Source organism: Gilliamella sp. B2887 (genome assembly GCF_026537015.1).
Lineage (GTDB): Bacteria > Pseudomonadota > Gammaproteobacteria > Enterobacterales > Orbaceae > Gilliamella.
This window is the reverse complement of record NZ_JAFNMX010000024.1, coordinates 1-2,527: the sequence shown is the minus strand read 5'-3', so window position 1 is coordinate 2,527 and position 2,527 is coordinate 1. Positions and strand designations below refer to the sequence as shown.

Below are 2,527 nucleotides of genomic sequence, written 5' to 3'. Positions count from 1 at the left end.
GTACGAGCCTCCACAAATAAAGGTTATTTCTTGCGCTGCGCTAATGTCCACTTTACTCTCTACACTGTTTATTTGGATATCTTGTTTCGCCAACATATTGAGGTTGGCATTTTGGGCTTGCACATCAATATCACCTTGATTGGCTAACACTTTCATTCCTGATTTTTGTGCCAATAAGCTGATGGCTTCTGATGTAGATAGGGTAATATTTTTTAATGCCGTAATATCCGTTTGACTTGCCGTTGTTACCGTTATATTGTTGGCGCAAGTAAGCTGGATGTTTTCCGGACTGGTTAATGCTATGCCTTCTTGTGCATAAGCGAGGATCCCCGCTTGATTCATGTCTTTTAAAGCACTTTGTAAGTGTTGTTGTGAATCTGTATCAGATGCATGAGTTTGCGCCTGTTGCGCCGCATTTTGCAGTGCTTTGGCAATCGATAACGCATTTTCCAGTTCAGCCATTGCCCCTTGCATATCCAGTTGCTTACCTTGCGCTTTGGGTTCGGTCTGACTGGTCAAATACAGACCTCGATTCGCTGCAATCGCCCCCCATTTATCCGTACGCAGTTCAAATCCTTCCCCTCGTTGCTCTTTGTTGCTGTTGACAAGATGCCCAATATTAAGTTGAGTTTTGCCGTATTCGGTCGCCAGCTTGATGTGCTCCTGCCCCCGTTTGTCATCCATGCGTAACTTATTATTAGTTGGGGTACGAATCACATTGCGATGTTTGTTTATCGTCGTTACAAGGTCCGGATGCGTACTGTCATGCATGGCATGCGCAATATACTGGCGGTCAGGGTTGCCCTTGGTAAAGGCAATGGCAACTTCAGTCCCGTCAATCAGTGGAAAGTGGAAACCATAACTCCCGCCTGCGTACGGTTTTGCCTGCCTGACCCATAAACTTTCATAGCCCTTTTTCCACTCTTTTAGGTCGTAATTAAATTTAACCCGATAACGACCCTGAGTATCAATATAACCGTAAGTGTCATTGTCAGGACTAGTCACTCTTGCCGATAAGGTACCCACCATTTTGGGCCACTTTAATGGCTCAGGACGGTATGGTTTTAATACCTGATACGGTATTGCGGTAAAACTCAGCTCGTAAGCATCCGTGCGGTTGCCATGGCCTTCCACGCTTAAAATAATCACACCGTCATCAACATTAACCAGCGGACTGCCCTTTATTTGAATGCGTTGACCTGGTGTCAGATGATAGCGGTTGCTTTTTCCGCTAATCAGAGTTTTTTTACTGATTGCTTGTTCATGTCGAATTTTGGCATACCATTGACCGGTTTCAATTTGATTACGCTGGTCAGTTGAGCCATTGCTGTTGCGATTATCGTTATCTCCCTCAACTTTATCTTCCTGACCGTAAGTTGTTCGTTCTTTATAATGCTCATCATAACGGTAATCGGTGCCATAAGTGGTGCTGTCTTTAGGTTGGCTGTTAACTTCACTCAGTAACTTAGCTTTGGCGTCACGGTAGTTGTAATCCTGCACTTTGACTGAGGATTTCACCATATGATTGTCCTGCCGAATATTCCAGATACTTTCTGTTCCGCCATCCAGCGTATCACTCGGTAATCGATAATCTATATCACTTGCCTGCTCATAACCTTGTTCGTTATCACTTATGACCATGACATCGCAATTGTGCTCGGCATGCGTTTCAAACCGAAACCAGACACCAATATCGGCTAACAGACGTTGTATAAAGCTTAAATCACTTTCCTGCCATTGAGTAATGAATTCACGTTCCGGATAGCGATTGTTCAATTCCAGCCGATAATCAATGCCAGTAAAACCATGACTGCGTAGCACTTCTTCCACCACACTGATCACACTTTGATTTTGAAATATCGCATGATTGCGATTCAATGCTAATCTTGCTAAACGAGGGGATAACACAATCTGATAATGTGCCTGCTCTTTACTCACAGATAACACATTAAAACGAGTGATAACACCAGAAATTTTACGTAAGTCACTCTCGATAGGGAGATCACTTAACGAACGAATCGCCGTTTCCAGTACGTTATTCATAGCAGGATTAAAGTAGAAGGACGCTTTTTGGTTGAGTATCGCATCAGGCGATAAAGTTTTATCAATACTGGTGAAATCAATGGTGTAATACCATGGCTGATTGAGCTGCTCATCCCCCTGAACCTGTATAACACTAATCGGCGAAATCAAATTATCGACCATTAAGGTGTAGCGGTTATGACATACCTCATCTGCTATTCCATTAAAGAGCCCCTCACCAACGGTATTAATCAGTGAGTTTAATTTGTTCGCCATGTTTACTCCTTCAATTCCTATATTTGATACTCGAAAATGATTATCGGGATCAAGTTAATGTGTTTTCAAAAATTTTTCAATAAATTCTTTATATAATGTATAAAAAATGGATTGGATGTTTGTGAGTAGAGTCTGAATGTAGGGTGATGAATTGAAAATAGTTGTCTATCATTCAACAAACTTTTACTGGACAGAGACTTCAAATGCAGTCAATTGTATGAACCGTTTT

General features: G+C 42.1%; 1 protein-coding gene. It reads right to left on the bottom strand.

Annotated features, from left to right (window positions below; all coding sequences use genetic code 11):
* On the bottom strand, positions 1-2,298 hold a 2,298-nt coding region (locus J3U13_RS11335; protein WP_267342167.1), incomplete at its 3' end, for a type VI secretion system Vgr family protein.
* Positions 2,299-2,527: the final 229 nt, after the last annotated feature.